The following is a 17,906-nucleotide window of genomic DNA, read 5'->3' on the forward strand; positions in this document are numbered from 1 at the left end:
TTTGCTGGTTCCGCAGCGCATTTCGGCGTGCGGGCATACCGGGGAAACCCCGTGACGATTCGCGCTGTGATGAACCCGGACGGGCCGGTCCCGGTGCCGGGTTTACGACGCCTTGATGTCCTGCTGGATGACGCGCTCGATGTTCCGTTCCGCGAGCGCGGTGATGGTGACGAACGGATTCACGCCGATGGAGCCGGGAATGAGGGCGCCGTCCGTCACGTAGAGGTTCTTGTATCCGGACACCCGGCCGTAGTCATCGGTCGCCTTGCCCAGCACGCAGCCGCCGAGCGGGTGGTAGCAGAAGTCGTCCGAGAACGCCTTCAGCTGCTTGCCGAAGAGGTCGTAGCGGTACATCGTCGTGTTCGCCCTGTTCACCCGGTCGAACAGCGACTTCGCGGCATTGACGGCGGGGGTGTTCTGGTCCCGGGTCCAGCGCAGGTTCGCCCGGTCGTTCGCGGCGTCGTAGACGAAGGCGCCGCGCTCGGGGTTCTTGGTGATCGCCAGGTAGAGGCTGACCCAGGTCTCCACACCGGCCGGCATCGGGGCGATCTCGGCGAAGACGGGGGCCGCGGGGTTGTCCCAGTCGTCGATGCCCAGTGCGGGGATGGACGACTGGCTGGCGCCGGTCGGGTTCCACACGTGGTTGGCGCGGGCGGTCATGATGTTGCCGTTCGGGCCCCAGCCCGCGCCGATCTCGGAGCTGAGGTCGGGCAGCGTGCCGGTCTCCCGGGCGCGCAGCAGCAGTTCGGTGGAGCCGAGGCTGCCGGCCCCGAGGAACAGGTGGCGGCAGGAGATCTCCCTGGTGGCGAGCAGCCTGCCGTCGGCGTCCTTCTGCTCGACGGTCAGCAGGTAGGTCCCGTCCTTCTGCTGCCGGATGGTCCTGGCCTGGTGGAGGGTCTCGATGGTGACCTTGCCGGTGCCCAGGGCGGCGGCCAGGTAGGTCTTGTCCAGGCTCTGCTTGCCGTGGTTGTTGCCGTAGATCACCTCTGCGGCCAGCGCGGACTTGGGGACCTCGCCGTTCGCCTCGCGGCGCATGTAGTCGAAGTCGTAGACGTTGGGGACGTGCACGGTGCCCAGGCCGGCCTTCTGGGCCTGGTCGCGGGAGACGCGGGCGAACTTGTACCAGTCGGTGCCCTCGAACCACCCGTTGTCGATGTGGTTGACGCGGAGCATGGAGTTGGCGCGCGGGAAGTAGCGGTCGTACATCGCGGCGGAGTCGACGCGCGGGAGCACCTCCTCGAAGTACGAGCGCTTCGGGGCCACCGCCATGCCGCCGTTGACGAGGGAGCCGCCGCCGACGCCGCGGCCCACGTACACGGACATCTGGTCGTAGTTGACCCGGTCCAGGACACCGGCGTAGGGGTCGATGTCCCGGTTGGCGAGGTCGAGCCAGAGGAAGCTGCCGAGCGGCGCCTCGGTGCGGGTCTTGAACCAGCTGGAGCGCTTGTCGGGCTTGAGCATGCCCGAGAAGACGTTGCCGTCGGGGCCCTGCTGGTTCCACAGCTGGCCCATTTCGAGCATGACGGTGCGGACGCCGGCCTCACCGAGCCGCAGGGCGGTGACGGCCGCGCCGTAGCCCGTCCCGATGACGACGGCGGGGACGAAGGCCGGGGTCCCGGCGCGGTCGGCGGCCAGGGCCCGGGTGGCGCCGATGGTGGTGCTGCCCGCCATGGCGGCGGCGCCGAGGGCCGCGAGTCCGAGCATGCGGCGACGTGAAAGGTGCTGTTCCACGGTGTGTACCTGGCTTTCGGGAAGGGGTGTGAGCTGTGGTGCGGGGGGGGAGGGCGGGTCGCGCGGCGCGGCGGGCGGGGCGGGACCTCAGGGGGTCTTGGGGACCTCAGGGGGTCTCGGGGACCTCGGGGACCTCGGGGACCTCGGGCATCGGGGAGGGCTTGTGCAGGGTGATCGCCGCGCAGGGGCACTGGTCGGCGGCCTCGCGGACGGCGGCGCGCAGGGCGGCGGGCGGACGGGCGTCGAGCAGCAGCACGACGCCTTCGTCGCTCTGGTCGAAGACCTCGGGGGCGAGCAGGGTGCACATGCCGGCGCCGCGGCACAGGTCCCGGCTGACCTCGATCCTCAGCGGGTCGCCGGTCACCAGGCGACGGGCAGTTCGTACACGCCGTAGACCTGCATGTCGTGGCGGAGCCTGATCTCCTCGGGCGGGCAGGCCAGGCGCAGTGCCGGGAAGCGCTCCAGCAGGGCGGTGAAGCCGACGCGCAGTTCGATGCGGGCCAGCTGCTGTCCGAGGCACTGGTGGATGCCGTGCCCGAAGCCGAGGTGGCCGCCGGCGCGCCGGCTCACGTCGAAGGCCTCGGGGTCGGGGAACCGTTCGGGGTCGCGGTTGGCCGCGGCGAGGGAGACCATCACGACCTCGCCCTCCTTGATGAGGACCCCGTCGATCTCGACGTCCTCCAGGGCGGCCCGCGTGGGGCCGTGGTGGACGATGCTCAGGTAGCGCAGGCTCTCCTCGACGGCGCCCTCGATCAGGGAGGGGTCGGCGCGCAGCGCGGCGAGCTGTTCGGGGTGGCGCAGCAGCGCGAAGGTGCCGAGGGCGAGCTGGTTCGCGGTGGTCTCGTGGCCTGCGACGAGCAGCAGGAAGGCGATCGAGGTCAGTTCCTCGTCGGTGAGGTCGGGGTCGGCGGCGATCAGCCCGCTGAGGATGTCGTCGGTGGGCTCGGCGCGCTTGAGCCGCACCAGGCCCTGCAGGTAGGTGCCCAGCGAGAGGAAGGCCGCGGTCACGACCTCGGTGGACTCCCCGAAGCTGCTCCAGACGTGCGTGTCGTGCTGGAAACCCGCACGGTCGGCGTAGGGCACGCCGAGCAGTTCGCAGATGACCAGGGACGGGATGGGCAGCGCGAAGTGCTCGAAGAGGTCGGCCTCCGATCCGAGGCGTTCCATGGCGTCGAGGCGTTCCGCGACGATGCCCTCGATCCATTCGGTGAGCATCCGCATCCGGCGGACGGTGAACTGCCCGACGAGGAGCTTGCGGTAGCGCTGGTGCTCGGGGGCGTCGTGCTGGATGAACATGCCGGGCGGGGCGGCCGGGGCCTCCTCCAGGGTCGCGGCGCGCGGTACGGGGGGATGCTTGAGTTCCCCCCGGGCGCTGAACCGGTTGTCGGCGAGGACGGCCCGCGCGGCGGAGTATCCGGTGACGAGCCAGCCGAGGTGCCCGTCGGCGAATTCCATCCGGGCAATGGGTTCGGTCCGGCGCAGCGACTGCGTCATCGGGGGCGGATTGAAGTATCCGTCTCGGACCGTGGAAAAAATCACCGGTGCACCCTGGCTCATTTCCGCCCTTTCCTGTCCTGCGTGCATTTATTGACCGTGGCGGGTTCCGCTGGGGCCCGAGGGGAATTGGGCATCGAAATCCGGCCTCACGACGGCCTCAATTCGGCCTCGGCCCTCGCAGTTCGATCACCGCCAAAAGGAAGGTATGAAGACGCGGTGAAGGGTGTCAACGAAATCAATCCCTGGTGCACTAACCCTGTGGGCGGGGAACGGAGGGTACGGTTACCGCCGGTACCGCAGGTGTTTCGGTTCGGTTCGGTTCGGTTCGGTGCCTCCCCGACGCCGGGGCACCACGCCCGCCCGGAGCGCTACGGGTGCACCGGGCCCGCCCCGTCGGAGAGCAGCCGGGCCATCGCGGCGAGTCCGGTACGGCCGTCGACCCGCAGTTTGCGGTAGACGTGGGTGAGGTGCTTCTCGACCGCGCGCGAACTCACCTCCAGCCGCTCGGCGATGGCCTTGTTGGAGGCACCGCGGGAGGCGAGCGCGGCGACCCGGCGCTCCGTGCGCGTCAGCGTCGCCGCCACGTCCTCGCCCCGGGAACCGGCGATGCCCTGGAGCGCCCTGACCGCCCGCTCGACCATCCAGGGCGCGCCGCAGTCGAGGGCTTCGGTACGGGCGCGGGTCAGCCGGTCCTCGGCCTCGGCCTGGCGTCCCTGGGCGAGCAGCCGGCGGCCGAGGAGGAGCGAGGTACGGGCCCGTTCCAGGGCGTTGGCCGATCCCTCCAGCGTGAGCGCGGACTCCCGCAGCAGCGCGATGCCGCGCACGCCCTCGGTGATGGCGCCCTTGCCGCGCTGGGCCCGGCCGATGGCCACCGGGCTGCCCCAGCTCAGGGCGCGCGCGTACTCCTCCTCCATCAGGTCGTGGGCCCGGTCGGGCCGGCCCATCCGGTAGTGCAGCGCGGACGCCCAGGTGCGCCAGGGCACGATGGCCGGGTTGCGCCAGTGGGCGCGTTCGGCCGCGCGGCCCCATTCGAGGAAGCAGTCCAGGGCGGTGGGGAGGTCGTCGCGCAGGACCGCGGCGGAGCCGTGGATGAGCCGGCGCAGGGAGGGCCGGTGGCTCGGGGCGGCTTCCTCCCTGCGGCCGGACAGCAGCCGTTCGCACAGGGCGGTGTCCCGGGCCTCCAGTGCGGCCAGCACGACGGGCGCCAGGGTCTGGAGCGTGGCCCAGTCGGTGGCGTCCTGGGCGAGCGCCTCCGCGGCGTGCGCCGCGGCTCCCGTCAGGTCGCCGCGCGCCAGGGCGAGGCGGGTGAGTTCGACGGCGATGAGGGCGCGCGGTACGTCGGCGTTCTCCCTGCGGGCCCGTTCGTACGCGGTGTCCAGCCAGGGGCCGATGGTGGCGAGGGAGTCGGCGGCGACCAGGACGTCGGTCAGCAGTGGCAGGGCGGTGTGCACGTGGTCGGTGGCGGCGGGCTCGTGCTGGAGCAGCCGCTCCGCGAGCGCCACGGCCTCCGCGGCGTTGACCGTCTGGGCCAGGGCGGCTCCGTGCAGCAGTACGGTGACGAGTTCGCGTTCGGCGGCCGTGTCCAGGCTGGGGGCGGGGCCCAGGGCCCGCAGCCTGGCGCCGCAGGCGGCCGGTTCCTCGGGGCCGGCCAGCGCCGGGTGCCGCAGCCGTGCTTCCAGGCGCAGCGCGTGCCCGCGGGCGGTGCCCGTGAGCGTCGCGGGCTCCCCCAGTTCCGCCGCGGTCCTGACCACGGTGTCGACGGTGGTGGAGGGGGCGCCGTCGAGGAGGAACGGCGGGATCCGGCCCGCCACCGGGGCCCGCTGGTCGGTCTCCGGGAACAGGAACAGGGCCTGGGCGAGGTGCCGCAGCGCCGCGCGGGGTGCGAAATCCCGTTCGACCATGGCCAGTTCCACCAGCAGCTCGGCGCGGTCCGGGCCTTCGGGCGAGCTGCCGAGCAGGGCGCGGCGCAGATAGCGGGCCGCGGTGTCCGGGGCCGAGCGCCGCAGGGCCGAGGCCGCCGCCGCCCGCAGTACGTCGCTCTCCCAGTCCTCGTGGCAGGAGGAGGCGGCGAGGAGCTGGGCGGCGGCCCGTTCCGCCGGGTGGCCGCCCAGGTGCAGCAGCAGGGCGGCGTGCACCCGGATGCTCTCCGCCTCGGCCGGGGTCATGGCCTCTTCGACGGCTTCGCCGACCACCGGGTGGACGAAGCGGAGCGCGGGGCCCTCGCAGACCAGGCCGAGGCGTCGGAGCACTCTGAGGGCTTCGATGCGGCCGGTGCCGTCGAGGCCGGCGAGTCTGCCGATCAGTTCCTCCTCCGCGCCGTCGCCGAGGACCGCGAGGGCCGTGGCGAACTCCCGCACCGGCGCGGGCTGGTCGCGCAGGACGACGGCGAACCGTTCGTACAGGGCCGCCGGGCGCACCGCGTGGACGGCCCGGACGTCGTCCGCGGACCCCGGCCCTTCCCCGGGCCCGGAGAGCGCGTCGAGGACGGCGGTGAGCAGCAACGGCCGTCCGCCGGTCACCTCGTGGCAGGCCCGGGCGTACGCCGGGTCGACGGGGCGTCCCGTCAGGGCGCCGATCAGGTCGGCGGTGCCCTCGGGGGGCAGCGGGCCCAGCCGCAGGACGCGGGAGGCCCCTTCGACGAGCTGCTGGAGGCGGGGGTCGTCCTCGCCGGGGTCGCCTTCGCGCAGGGTGACGACGAGGGTGACGCGCAGCCCGGCCACGCGCCCGGCCAGCAGGCCCAGCCAGCGCAGGGAGGCGGCGTCGGCCCACTGGAGGTCGTCGACCAGCATGAGCAGCGGTGTGTGCGCGCCGTACTCGGCCACCAGCGCGAGGAGGCCGTCGTCCTGGAGGGGCCCTGCCGACGGGCCCGCGCAGTCGCCGGGCGGCGCGACGGGGGTGCCCGGCAGCAGGGGGGCCAGCAGCTGGCCGAGTACGCCCGCCTCGAAGTCGCGTTCGAACGCGGCTCCGCTGGCGGTGACGACGCGCAGGCCGCGGCGCTCCGCCCGTACCGGCAGGGCCCGCAGCAGGGCGGTCTTGCCGGTGCCCAGGCCGCCGGTGACGACCACCAGCGAGCCGCCGCCGGAGCCGTGGCGGGCCGCGTCCATCGCGCCGGTGATCAGGTCGAGTTCCTTCTGGCGGTGCAACAGGGGCCTCATCGTTCCTCCGTGTGTTCTCGGACGGCCCGGGGAGGGCCGGGTGTGGCTCACGCGCCGGGAGCCCCGCCCGCCGTGCGCCGCAGGGCGGCGGCCAGCTGGGGCCGTCCCCGGATGCCGAGCTTGCGGTAGACCTTGGTCAGGTGGAGCTCTACGGTCCGGGGGGTGACGGCCAGTTCCTCGGCGACCGCCCGGTTGCCCAGGCCGCCGGCGGCGAGTGCCGCCACGCGCTGCTCGGCGCGGGTCAGCGGTCCCCCACCCCTCGCGGTCCGGCCCGGGGCCCCGCCGCCCGCGGGCGTCCGTACGGACGCGGGCGGCGGCGGGGAGACCGACGGGAACCGGGACGGCGGCAGGGGCCCGGACGCGGAACGGGAATCGGACCCGGACGCGGACCCTGACGCCGAACGGGACGGAAGCGGGAGTGCGGGGGTCGCGGGCCTCGGGGCCGCCGCTGCCCCCCGGTCGCTGCCGAGCAGGGAGTCGACGGTGAGGTGGCCGGAGGACGGGGCCGTGCCGAGGGCGACCAGCGCCTGCCGGTACTGCCAGCTGACCGGCCTCCCCCGGCCCGGGGCGGGGGTCCCCCCGGCCCCGGCGGCCGCGGCCCCCTCCCCCAGCGCCGCGGCCATGGCGGCGGGCGAACCCCACAGCAGGGCCCGTCGGCGTTCCTCCGCGAGCAGCGCCGCGGCCAGCGGGTCTCCGGGTTCGCGGGCCCGCGCCGCGGCCGAACGCCACGGCAGCACGGCCGGGTTGACCGCCTGCCGGGCCAGCAGCTGCCGCCCGCACTCCAGCAGGTCGGCGAAGGCCTGTTCGCGCGTTCCGCCGGCCAGCGCGACCCGGCCCCGGGCGTACAGCAGGTAGGCCCAGGGCAGCCCGCCCTCGGCGCCGGGCGGCAGTTCGGCCGCGAGGGCCCGCTCGGCCGCCGTCCGGTCGCCCCGCCGCAGGTGCAGCAGGGCCCGTAGCGCGAGGGGACCGGGAGCCATCAGCGGATGCCAGCAGCGGCCCGGCATGATCCCCTCGCACCGGTCCAGGGCCTCGGCCGCGGCGGTGTCGCGGCCGGCCCGCAGCTCGGCGAGGCAGGTGACGAGCAGGGCGAGGCCCGCGACCGCGCGTGCGTCGCTGCGTTCGGCTTGCACCAGGACCTCGTCGAGCGCACGGCGCGCCTCCGCGGTGTCCCCGGTGAGGACGAGCGCGTGCGCGGCCGCCGCCCGGACGGTGAGCGGAACGTGCTCGCGGACCTGCGGGGCCAGTGCCGTCCGGGCGAGCCGCCGGGCCCGGTCGATGTTGCGGCCGCGCTGCGCGGTGCGCCAGGCTGCGACGGCCGCCTCGGCGGACCGTTCCAGCGGACAGGAGTCGGGCAGGAGCGGCTCGACGCCGTCCGCCGGGTCCGGCCGGCTGTACTCGGTGATCCAGTGCAGGGCCCGCAGGCCCGACCGCTCCGCGCTGCCCGGGCGGACGGCGTCGGCGGCCCGGGCGATGCGGGGACGGGGGGTGTCGACGTCGCCGCGGGCCACGAGGAGTTCCGCGGCGCGCAGCAGGGCGCGGCCCGTCTCGGCGTCGGCGGCGGTGTCGGCGACGGCCGCGGACCCGTCTGCGGGGGTCTGCAGGGCGCGGTACAGATGGCGGCTCGCGGCCTCGGGTTCGGTGGGCAGCACGGCCGCGCTCAGGTCGGTCAGGAGCCGGATCCGCAGGGCGGGCGGCACCGGCTCGCGCAGCGCCCGTTCGAGGAGCCGGGCGGCGCGGCCGGGCCGGCCCGTGGCCCGGCACTCCTCGGCCTCGCGGCGCAGGGCCTGAACCGCCCAGGTGGCCCCGATCCGGCGGGCGTCCAGCAGCATCCGGGCCAGCGCGCGGTCAGGCAGGGCCGCGCGGTGGGCCCAGTCGGCGGCCCGGGCGTGGAGTTCCTCGCGGTGTTCGCTGCCGAGTTCGGCGAGGACGGCCCGGGCCGCGGCGGCGGTCCGCAACGCGGGCCGGGGCCCGGGTGCGAGCAGGCCGGTGCCGCGCAGCAGGGCCAGGGCCCGGGAGGTACCGAGGGCCCGCGGGCCGGCCAGCGCGTCGATCAGGCCGGGGGTGCAGTCGGGCCCGGCGACCGCGATGGCGCGCAGGACCCCGAGGAGTTCGTCGGGCAGCAGGGCCAGGGTCCGTACGGTGCGCTCCCGCACCGCCTCCGCCGCGCTCTCCTCCAGCCGGCCCGCGGGGCCGGTGCCGGGCGTCCAGCCGTGCCGGACGAACCGTCCGACGATCGAGCGCATCAGGGCCGGGCTGCCCTCGGCGTGCCGGACCGCATCGGCGAGGAAAGGCTCGTCGACCGGGGCCCGCCAGGTCCCGGCGAGGAACTCGCCGACGGCGCCGTCCGGCAGCGGTCCCAGGGTCAGCGCGTGGTGGACCACGGCGTCCTCACCGGCCAGGGCGCAGACGTCGATCCGTTCGTCCGCGGTGGCCGGGACGGCGCTGTTGCGGGAGGTGAGGAGCATGAGGGGCACCCCCGTCATCCTGCGGGCCAGTGACCGCAGCCCGCGCAGCGACTGCGGGTCGGCCCACTGGACGTCGTCGACGACGAGCAGCAGGGGGCCGCCGGCGGCGGCCTCCAGGACCCCGGCGCACAGGTCCGCCGTCCGACGGGGCCGTACTCCGTCGGCGCGCCCGGCTCCGGGTCGTGCGGTGCCGTACGGCACGGGGCCGGTCCGGGCGGGCGCCTCGGGCAGTCGTGCCAGAAGCCGCCCGGCCACGCCGTGGGGCAGCCCGGCCTCCTCCGCCGTCGCCCGGACAGCGGCGACCCGTACGCCCGTGCCGTGGGCCAGGGCCGCCGTGTGGTCGAGCAGGGCGCTGCGTCCGATGCCGGGCGGCCCGTGCACCTCGACGAGTGCCGGCCGTCCCGTGCGCAGCTGCCCCAGCAGGCCGTGCAGCAGGCCGGCCTCGGTGTCCCGCCCGACGAGCGCGGCCGGTTCCCCCGCCCCGCCCGGCCTTGCGCGGTGCACCGGTGGTGTGGCGCGAACCGGATGTGCCGCCGTCGTCCGCTCCATGACTGTCCGTCCTCCAGGGGTGTCGGGTCGATCGGGGCTCCCCCGGCTGCCGCCTGGGAGCGCTCCCGGCTGTGTGACGTCCCCCGGGGATCAGGACGTGGCGGAGAGGCCGTCCGCCGGTCTGGGGGCGCCGGGGTGGCGGCCGAGGCCGCGCGGCAGATCGGCGCGGCCGCGCACGTCGAGCTTCCGGTAGACGTTGGTCAGGTGCATCTCCACCGTGCGCGGGGTGATGAACAGCGCTTCCGCGATCCCCTTGTTGCTGTGGCCGCGCTCGGCGAGCGTCGCGATCCGGCGCTCGCTGTGGGTGAGGGAGTCGAGGGGGACGGTCGCGAGCTGCGGCATCCGTCCTCCCGCGGTCACCAGCGCGTCGCGGGCGACGGCGGCGAGCACGCGGTAGCCGCAGCGGGTGGCGAGGCCGATGGCCCGGCGCAGATGGCCCCGGGCGCCGCGGGCGTCGCCGAGGGCGAGCAGTTCACGGCCGAGCTGGTATTCGGCCTTGGCGAGCTCCAGCCGGGCCGGGGACTCGGACAGCAGGTCGACCGCCCGGGCGAGCAGTCCCGTACGGTCGCGGCCTTCGACGACCGCGGCCTGCGCGACCAGGCCCAGGCCCAGGGCGCGCGGCGTGCCCCAGCGGCGGGCGCGTTCCCGGGCGGCCGCGACGATGCCGGCGGCCTCGGCGCCCCGGCCCAGGCCGCCGAGCGTGGTGGCGGTGGGCAGCCACCAGGGGGCGAGCACCGGGTTGGCGATGCCCGCCTCCTCCTCGCTCCTGCCGCAGCGGCGCCACAGTTCCAGGGCGCCTTCCGGATCGCCGAGTTCCCGCAGGATCCGGCCCTTCGTGTACAGGTAGTGCTGCCATTCCCAGACGCTCCGGTCCAGGTCCGGTGCGGAACGGGCGAGCGCGTCGAGCACGGCGGCCGCCTGCCGGGCCTCGCCCTGGGAGAGGAGTACGGAGCTCAGCGCGATCCGCGCGAACGGTGGGGCCCCGGCCGGTCCGACGACCTCGACGGCGGCCCAGGCGTCCCGTGCTGCGCCGGGTACGTCACCGGTGCCGTGGCGGATCAGGGACCGGCCCGCCAGCGCGGCGCGGCGCGGCCACAGGGGCGGCTGGGTCTCGGCCGGGGACAGCGCCTGGTCCAGCGCCGTCAGCGCTTCGTCGACGGAGTCGGCGAGTGCGAGGACGGCCGAGCAGCAGAAGACGCCCCAGCCCGCGGTGCCCGGCTCGTCGGCGCGCAGGGCCTGCCGGGCGAGCGCGGCCGCCCGGCCCGCGGATCCGCCGTCCAGGGCGGCGAAGGCGCTGAGGGCCGCGAGCAGCCGCCGGTCGGCCGGACTGTGGCCGCTGGGCACGGGCAGGGCGGCGGCCCTGGCGCGGGCCGCGGGCAGGGCGCTCCGGTCGTTCACCGCGGTGGCCAGCAGGGCGGATTCGACGGTGACGCGCACTTCGCGGTCGGCGGGCCCGGGGCCGGCACCCGTACCGGAGCACAGGTCGCCCAGCACCCGCTCCAGTAATCGCAGTGCCTCGGGGGCCCGGCGGGTGCCGAGCGCCATCATGGCGTACTGCACCGCGACGGGCGCCCGGTCCCGCGGGTGGGGCAGCAGGGCGAGGGCCTGGCGCAGGTGCCACAGCGCGTCCGCGGGCGCGACGATGGTGCGGGCGGCCGCGCGGGCCAGTTCGACGTGCAGGTCCGCGCGTTCTGCGGTGGTGAGCCGACGGCCCGGGGCGCCGCGCAGCCAGCGGCCGGCGGCCGCGACGGTCGCACGGGTCGGCGCTTCGGCGAGGGCTTCGCGCAGGACCGCGAACATCCACGGTTCGTCGATCCGCTCCAGCAGGGCGAGCTGCTCGGCGACCTCGGCCGCGGGACGCCCGGCGTCGCTGAGGACCCGGGCGGCCCGCACGCGCAGTCCCCGCAGCTCTTCGCAGTCCAGGGCGGCGAGGACCGCCGTACGGATCCCCTCGCGCATCCGCGGCGGGGAGTCGGCCGGTACGGCCTCGATGTGGCGCAGCCGGCCCAGGGCGGACTCCACGTGCCGGGCGCTCAGCCCGCTGAGCGCGGCGAGCGGGTCGACGGCGGCGCGGCCGAGCACGGCGAGGGCGGTGGCCACCTGCCGGACGGGGCCGGGGCCGGCGGCGAGGAACTCGGGTACCAGGGAGGCCAGTACGGTCTGGTGGACGGTGCTCAGCTGGTGCAGGGCGTCGGCGCCGGGTGGGATGCCCACGGTGCTCAGGGTGTGGAGCAGTCGGTCGAGGAGCAGCGGGTTGCCGCCGGTGATCTCCGTGCAGCGCCGGACGAACGCCGGGTCGGCCGGGGCTCCGAGGACACGGGTGATCATTCGCTGGGTGTCGCGCTCGTCCAGCGGTCCGAGTTCCAGGAGGGCGCAGCGGTCCTGGGCGAGGATCTCGGTGAGCACCCGGGTCCCGGGGCCCGGGACGCCGGTGCGCTGGGCCAGGACGATCAGCAGGGGCTGGTCGGCGGACCGGCGCAGGATGAAGTCCGCGCAGCGCAGCGAGGCTTCGTCGCACCACTGGGCGTCGTCGACGACCAGGGCCGTGGGACCGTCGGCGAGCAGGTCCAGGGCACGCCGGTGCAGCCGGCGCCAGTCGCGGTGCGTGTCCCGCGGCTCGTGGGCGCCGCCCGGTCGCGCGCAGGGGCCCTCGGGGGGCGGTTCGAGCAGGGCGTCGACCGCGCGGATCCGGGAGGCACCTCCCGGAAGGCCCGCGACGCTTCGTACGGCCATGCCCTCGGCCCCGAGGCGCTCGCTCGCGACGGCCAGCAGACGGCTCCTGCCGATCCCGGAGGGCCCTCTGAGGAGCACGGCGCGCGCGGTGCCCGCCCTGGCTCCCGCGGCGTGGCGCAGCAGGTCGTCCAGTGCGGCGGTGTGGGTGTCCAGGCTCCGGCCCGGGCCGTGGGCCCGGGCAGTGCCGACGGTGACCACCACAGTATTTCCCTCTTCCCCTGAACCGTTCCCGGCGTCCGGTGTCCCCGACGCCATAACCCCCCGCACAAACAAGATCGTAGGCGACACCAAGGGAGAACTCGGAAGAGATCCGGCAGATTTGAGCCAGAATGCACTGATCCTTGGCCAAGGCGCGCCGCGCGCCTCCAGTGGGCCGCCGTAAAGGACGCATCATTTCGGCCGTTCCGCTCGGCCGAATTCCCGGACCCCCGAAGAAACGGCGGGATCCGTACGACCCCGGACGGCGGGGACGGGCCGATATCCGGCCATCAATTCCTTCTTTATGCCCTGCGCTATCGTGCCCGAACAACCGTCCGCCGATGCCGAGAGACCGGAGGGTCCCGTGCAGTCCTCCCTGGAGCTCGCCTGCCCGCCACCGGGCTGGGCCGTCTCGGACTGGCCCACGACGCGTCCCCCGCCGGACGAGGGATCGCTGGACCTGTGGCTGCTGCACGTCTCCGACGCGGGGCTGCGCTCCGCCGTCCTGACCGGTCCCCCCTGGACGCGGAGGAACGCGCGCGGGTCGCGGCCTTCGTCCACCCCGCCGACCGCGACCGCTACGTGGCCGCGCACCTGACCCTGCGCCGGGTGCTCTCCGCCCACCGGGGCGTCGCCCCGGCGGAGCTGAGGTTCGCGCGCCGTGCCTGCCCGTGCTGCGTTGGACCGCACGGCCGTCCCGTCCTGGCCGGATCCGGCACTCCGCACTTCTCGATGTCCCACACCGGCGGTCTGGTACTGATCGCCGTGGCCGGACGGCCCGTCGGCGTCGACGTCGAGCGGCTTCCCGCGCCACACAAGGCCACCACGGGCCCCGAGCTCGCGGTCCACTCCCACTTCCTGGGATCACTCGGCCGGAACTCGGCCTGACGCCGGGCGGACCCCGACCGGAACGGATTTCACCCGAACCCTTCCCGCACAAGACACCTCCGCGAAAAGCCGAATGACCGGGGGTGAACTCGCGGACTTCCGGATCCGGCCCGGAAGCTCCTTCACCCCCGATGCGGCCCGGTCCGAAGCCTTTTCGGCTTCCGATCCGGCCCGCGGGGATCAGCGGATCGGGTCGGCCGGAAAGGCCGAATCGAATACGGTTTTCCGCCCGCGCGACTTCGGTGGCCGAAGACGGCGAAAGGCCGCCCTCCCCCGAAGCGGCCGGTCTCCGGGGCAGCACGGGCCCCGACACACCCGTCCCCTTCCGGCCTCTGGCCGACCACACCCCCGCAGGCCCGCGTGGCGCCATCCGGCGCCACATGGCACCACATGGCGCCATCCGGCACACCGGCAGCCCATGGACGCGGATGGCACCACGCGACACCCCCTGAACACCATCACGTTTTCCCAGGTCAGAGGGTCATCACTCAGAAGCCCTCCCAGAAACACCCCCACCCCCCTTGCGCATGGCACCACTATGGCCCCATGATGGCGCCATGGACCTCACTCCGTATGTCGACACCCTCCGCCGCGAACTGGCGGTGGCCGCCGAAGCCGGCGGCGACGAAGCCCGAGAGCTGGCCGAGAGACTCACCGCTCCCCTGGAATCGGCGACCCGGCTGACCATGCTCCACGTGCTCTCCGCCGCGATGGACGAGATCACCCGCGAACTCGCCCCCGGCTCGGTCGACGTACGACTGCGCGGCCTGGACCCCGACTTCGTGGTGACGCTGCCGCCCGCCGACACCGGCGCCTCGGAGGCGGCCTCCGCGCCCGTCGAACCGGTCGGCGCCCAGGTGCCCGCCGAGGGCGACGAGACCGGAACCGCCCGCGTCAACCTGCGCCTGCCCGCCCACCTCAAGGCCCGGGCCGAGGAGGCCGCGGGCCGCGAGGGCCTGTCGGTAAACGCGTGGCTGGTGCGGGCCGTGTCGGCGGCCGTCGAGGGCGGCACCCGGCCGCACACCACGCAGAAGTCCCAGACCGTCGGACAGAGCTTCACGGGCTGGGTCCGCTAGCCGCGCCCACCCTCCGCGCCTCCACCCACTCCACTTCACTCCGCTCCACTCCACCCGCACCACCTCACCCACACCGCGTCCCACCTGCCGGGACGTCCAGAAGAGCCAAGAGGACGGGACAGCCATGCCTTCTTTCGACACTCCCGAACCGATCGCGGTCACCGCACGCGTGGAGGCCGGTTCCATCCAGTTCACCGCGGGCGACCGCCCCGACACGGTCGTCGAGGTGCGGCCCCGCGACCCGAAGCGGGACCTGGACGTCCGGACCGCCGACCAGACGGAGGTCACGTACACCGGCGGCGTGCTGACCATCAGGACACCCAAGTCCAACCTCCTCGGCCGTACCGGAACCGTCGATCTGACGGTCGAACTCCCCACGGGCTCGCGCATCGACACGACGGGGGCCTGGACCCAGGTGGTCGGCGAGGGCCGGCTCGGTGAGGTCCGCGTGAAGACCTCGTCGGGCGACGTGCGCCTCGACACGACCGGACCACTGAAGCTGACCGCCTCGCACGGCTCGATCACCGTGGACCGGATCGAGGGCACGGCCGAGATCACCACCAGCTCCGGCAGCCTGCGCGTCGGCGTCGTCGACGGCCCCGCCGTCCTGAAGAACTCGCACGGCACCACGACCGTCGGCGCCGCCACCGGCGAGATCCGGGTGAGCGGCGCCAACGGCGACATCGAGATCCGCCGGGCCGAGGGCCCGGTCACCGCCACCACCGCCCACGGCACCCTGCGCTTGGGTGAAGTGACGCGCGGCACCGTCCAGCTGGAGACCTCCTACGGCGCCATCGAGGTCGGCGTCCGCGAGGGCACGGCCGCCTGGCTCGACGTCAACTCGGGCCACGGCCAGGTGCGCAACTCGCTCACCGCGTCCGAGACCCCCGGGGAGGCCGAGGACACCGTGAAGATCCGCGCCCGCACCCGGTACGGCAACATCGACGTCCGCCGCGCCAAGGCCTGACACCAGGACCTGACGCCCGGAGCGCGGGCCCCGGCACACGGCTCACGTCTCACGTCTCACCCGCCCCTCCATCCATTCCGGCTCTCGAAACGGGAGGGCACCATGCCTTCTTCTGTCATGCCCACCTCAAACCACAACGACGGTCACCCGTCACAGGTCGCCATCTCCGCCGCCGGGCTGCGCAAGTCCTACGGCGACAAGACCGTCCTGGACGGCATCGACCTGAACATCCCGGCCGGGTCGGTGTTCGCCCTGCTCGGGCCGAACGGCGCGGGCAAGACCACCGCCGTGAAGATCCTCTCCACCCTCATCACCGCCGACGCCGGGCAGGCCCGGGTCGGGGGCCACGGCCTGACCACCAACCCCCAGGCCGTCCGCGCCGCCATCGGTGTCACCGGCCAGTTCTCCGCCGTCGACGGGCTGATCACCGGCGAGGAGAACATGCTCCTCATGGCGGACCTCCACCACCTGCCCAAGCCCGAGGGCCGGCGGGTCGCCGCCGAGCTCCTGGAACGCTTCGACCTCACCGCCGCCGCGAAGAAGCCCGCCTCCACCTACTCAGGCGGCATGAAACGCCGCCTGGACATCGCCATGACCCTGGTCGGCAGCCCCCGCATCATCTTCCTCGACGAACCCACCACCGGCCTCGACCCCCGCTCCCGCCACACCATGTGGCAGATCATCCGCGAACTCGTCACCGGCGGCGTCACCGTCTTCCTCACCACCCAGTACCTCGAAGAAGCCGACCAGCTCGCCGACCGCATCGCCGTCCTCAACAACGGCAAGATCGCCGCCGAAGGCACCGCCGAGCAGCTCAAACGCCTCGTCCCCGGCGGACACGTACGCCTGCGCTTCACCGACCCCACCGCCTACCGCACCGCCACCCACACCCTGCCCACCGCCACCGGGGACAACGAGTCCCTCACCCTCCAGATCCCCAGCGGCGCCACCCAGCACGAACTGCGCACCCTCCTCGACCACCTCCACACCACCGGCATCGAAGCCGACGAACTCACCGTCCACACCCCCGACCTCGACGACGTCTTCTTCGCCCTCACCGACACCGCGCACATCCCCCACCAGCCGACGGAGGCCACCCGATGAGCACCCTCACCCTCGCCCTGCGCGACTCCTCCACCATGCTGCGCCGCAACCTCCTGCACGCCCGCCGCTACCCCTCCCTCACCCTCAACCTCCTCCTCACCCCCGTCATGCTGCTCCTGCTCTTCGTCTACATCCTGGGCGACACCATGAGCGCCGGCATCGGCGGCGGCACCCCCGACCGCTCCGCCTACATCGCCTACGTCGTCCCCGGCCTGCTCCTGATGACCATCGGCAGCACCACCATCGGCACCGCCGTCTCCGTCTCCAACGACATGACCGAAGGGATCATCGCCCGCTTCCGCACCATGGCCATCCACCGCCCCTCCGTCCTCGTCGGACACGTCCTCGGCAGCGTCCTGCAATGCGTCACCAGCGTGGTCCTCGTCGGGGCCGTCGCCCTCGCCATCGGCTTCCGCTCCACCCACGCCACCGCCCTGGAATGGCTCGCGGCCTTCGCCCTCCTCGTGCTCTTCGCCACCGCCCTCACCTGGATCGCCGTCGGCATGGGCCTGGCCAGCCCCAACGCCGAGGCCGCCAGCAACTCCGCCATGCCGCTGATCCTGCTGCCCCTGCTCTCCAGCGCCTTCACCCCGGTCCACTCCATGCCCGGCTGGTTCCAGCCCATCGCCCAGTACCAGCCCTTCACCCCCGCCATCGAAACCCTCCGCGGCCTCCTCCTCGGCACCGGGATCGGCAACAACGCCTGGCTCGCCGTCGCCTGGTGCGTCGGCCTCACCGCCCTCGGCTACCTCTGGTCGACCGCCAGGTTCAACACCGACCCGAAGTAGCGGGCGGGGAACCGTCCGCGAGCCCGGGGGCCGCCGGCCCCCGGCCCGTCCCGAAGGCCGTCCCCTCGGCCGCGACCCGGCGTCGGACCTGGTCCTCCTGGGCGAGACGCCGCAGCAGCTCGAACACCGGGGCGCAGATCGCGAAGACGATGACCGCCCGCTCGGCCAGCGCCACCGGGTCGTCGAGGCCCGCCGCCCGCTCCAGGTCCAGCCGGGCCACCGACTCCGCCAGCCTCGCGTAGGCAGCGAGCTCGCCCGGTGCGTACCCCGCGTCCAGCCGGCGCAGCTCCTTCAGCGCCACAGCGAGCCCCTCCACGTGTGGCGAGGTGTCCGGCGCCCGCCAGTCCAGGGCCGCGAGCAGCTCCGACACCTCGGCCGCGGCCGTCGCCGCGGCCTCGGCCTCCGCCTCGTCGGCCGCGGCGCTCTGTGCGGCCACCGGCACCGGCAGGGCATAGCTGACCGCGCCGAGGGCGCCCTCGGTGGTGTCGGCCTGGTCGAGGGCCCCGAGCACGTCCCGGGTGGCGGCGATGGAGAGGCCGCCGAGCGTGGTCAGCGCCTTGATCAGGCGCAGTCGCTGCGCGTGCTCCTCCCCGTACTCGGCGAGGGTCGCGGCGGTCGCCCGCCCCGCGGGCAGCAGGCCCTGGCGCAGGAAGTACTTGATGCTGGCGACCGGTACGCCGGTCCGCCGACTGAGCTCCGAGATCTTCATACGGCCTCCCTGCCGGTCATGCGGTCCCCGTCCGGTGCGTGCCGTC

12 protein-coding genes are annotated in these 17,906 nt (G+C 74.4%); 5 read left to right on the top strand and 7 right to left on the bottom strand.

All coding sequences use genetic code 11. The features are described from left to right. Positions 1-102: 102 nt before the first annotated feature. From SLAV_RS02855 to SLAV_RS02880, 6 genes are all read right to left on the bottom strand, one after another. Entirely contained in the window at positions 103-1,704 is a 1,602-nt protein-coding gene (locus SLAV_RS02855; RefSeq protein WP_030241021.1) for a GMC oxidoreductase, read from the bottom strand. A 133-nt stretch (positions 1,705-1,837) separates the two neighbouring features. Beyond that, complete coding sequence (locus SLAV_RS02860; RefSeq protein WP_051841512.1) at positions 1,838-2,080, bottom strand: ferredoxin; 243 nt, start codon at positions 2,078-2,080, stop codon at positions 1,838-1,840. A gap of 11 nt (positions 2,081-2,091) precedes the next feature. Further along, positions 2,092-3,225 carry a cytochrome P450 gene (locus SLAV_RS02865; RefSeq protein WP_234333948.1) on the bottom strand — a complete coding sequence of 378 codons (1,134 nt, stop codon included), beginning with the start codon at positions 3,223-3,225 and terminating at the stop codon, positions 2,092-2,094. A 371-nt stretch (positions 3,226-3,596) separates the two neighbouring features. Further along, positions 3,597-6,383, bottom strand: a complete 2,787-nt coding sequence (locus tag SLAV_RS02870) for an AAA family ATPase (RefSeq protein WP_030241028.1) — start codon at positions 6,381-6,383, stop codon at positions 3,597-3,599. A 47-nt stretch (positions 6,384-6,430) separates the two neighbouring features. Continuing rightward, positions 6,431-9,397, bottom strand: a complete 2,967-nt coding sequence (locus SLAV_RS02875; RefSeq protein WP_078950727.1) for a helix-turn-helix transcriptional regulator — start codon at positions 9,395-9,397, stop codon at positions 6,431-6,433. A 90-nt stretch (positions 9,398-9,487) separates the two neighbouring features. Next, positions 9,488-12,331 (bottom strand): helix-turn-helix transcriptional regulator, encoded by a 2,844-nt coding sequence (locus tag SLAV_RS02880; RefSeq protein ID WP_051841509.1) that lies wholly within the window; start codon positions 12,329-12,331, stop codon positions 9,488-9,490. Positions 12,332-12,790: 459 nt separating this feature from the next. Here SLAV_RS02880 and SLAV_RS02890 point away from each other — a divergent pair, with 459 nt between their 5' ends. The 5 genes from SLAV_RS02890 (at position 12,791) to SLAV_RS02910 (ending at position 17,151) form a co-directional block, all read left to right on the top strand. After that, the gene (locus tag SLAV_RS02890; protein ID WP_158740996.1) at positions 12,791-13,216 is read left to right on the top strand and encodes a 4'-phosphopantetheinyl transferase family protein; all 426 of its coding nucleotides are present in this window, start codon (positions 12,791-12,793) and stop codon (positions 13,214-13,216) included. Between the two features lie 557 nt (positions 13,217-13,773). Further along, positions 13,774-14,292: a histidine kinase gene (locus SLAV_RS02895; RefSeq protein WP_030241034.1), complete on the top strand. Its 519-nt coding sequence runs from the start codon at positions 13,774-13,776 to the stop codon at positions 14,290-14,292. A 124-nt stretch (positions 14,293-14,416) separates the two neighbouring features. After that, on the top strand, positions 14,417-15,259 hold the full coding sequence (locus SLAV_RS02900; RefSeq protein WP_030241036.1) for a DUF4097 family beta strand repeat-containing protein: 843 nt from the start codon (positions 14,417-14,419) through the stop codon (positions 15,257-15,259). A gap of 117 nt (positions 15,260-15,376) precedes the next feature. Beyond that, on the top strand, positions 15,377-16,363 hold the full coding sequence (locus SLAV_RS02905) for an ATP-binding cassette domain-containing protein (RefSeq protein WP_244225231.1): 987 nt from the start codon (positions 15,377-15,379) through the stop codon (positions 16,361-16,363). After that, complete coding sequence (locus tag SLAV_RS02910) at positions 16,360-17,151, top strand: ABC transporter permease (protein ID WP_030242446.1); 792 nt, start codon at positions 16,360-16,362, stop codon at positions 17,149-17,151. The genes SLAV_RS02905 and SLAV_RS02910 overlap by 4 nt, the downstream gene beginning before the upstream one ends. Here the strand turns inward: SLAV_RS02910 and SLAV_RS02915 are convergent. Next, the gene (locus tag SLAV_RS02915; RefSeq protein WP_078950267.1) at positions 17,132-17,860 is read right to left on the bottom strand and encodes a MerR family transcriptional regulator; all 729 of its coding nucleotides are present in this window, start codon (positions 17,858-17,860) and stop codon (positions 17,132-17,134) included. The genes SLAV_RS02910 and SLAV_RS02915 overlap by 20 nt on opposite strands. Between the last annotated feature and the right edge of the window lie 46 nt (positions 17,861-17,906).

The sequence above is a fragment of the Streptomyces lavendulae subsp. lavendulae genome (assembly GCF_002803845.1).
GTDB lineage: Bacteria > Actinomycetota > Actinomycetes > Streptomycetales > Streptomycetaceae > Streptomyces > Streptomyces lavendulae.